The sequence below is a fragment of the Aeromicrobium sp. PFPM2_SD2 genome, from assembly GCF_057364525.1.
Window position 1 is genome coordinate 1 of sequence record NZ_JBNFNZ010000825.1, and the last position, 532, is coordinate 532.

The 532-nt window shown below is 75.0% G+C and carries 1 protein-coding gene and 1 pseudogene; both read right to left on the minus strand.

Annotated features, from left to right (window positions below; translation table 11 throughout):
• The coding region (locus AC2W7G_RS18330; RefSeq protein ID WP_485869693.1) for an SAM-dependent methyltransferase at positions 1-351 on the minus strand (351 nt) is incomplete at its 3' end.
• Positions 348-532, minus strand: a pseudogene (locus AC2W7G_RS18335) (cobalamin biosynthesis bifunctional protein CbiET); the annotation flags it as partial. The gene AC2W7G_RS18330 and the pseudogene AC2W7G_RS18335, both read right to left, overlap by 4 nt.

Genomic DNA, 532 nt, shown 5'->3' on the forward strand with positions numbered 1-532 from the left:
TGCGCGCGCGCGTAGGCCGGCACGGCCCGGCGTGACGGCCCACGGGACCTGCACGGCGTCGAGCCGCCGGGCCTGCTCGTGCACGGCCGAGTAGACCGACGGGTCGCCCGAGCACAGCCGCACGACCTCCAGTCCCTCCGTGTGCGCGTCGACGAGGTGGACGGTGATCTCGTCCAGGTCCAGGTGCTGGGTGTCGACCAGGCGCGCGTCGTCGCGGCAGTGGCCGAGCACCTCGGCGTCCAGGTACGTGCCGGCGTAGAGCACGACGTCGGCCGCCTCGAGCAGGCGGACGGCACGCAGCGTGAGCAGGTCGGCGGCGCCGGGTCCGGCCCCCACGAAGTGGACGGTCATGACTCTCCCTTGGTGACGGACCACTGGCTGACCGCCGCGCGCGTCCAGCCGGTGAAGCTGCCGAGCGGCTCGGCGCGCTCGACGGACAGGCGGACGAGCTCGCCGCCGTGGCGACGGTAGCGGTCGAGCAGCACCGCCTCGGTCTCGGCCGTGACGCCGTGCACGACGAGCCGCCCGCCCG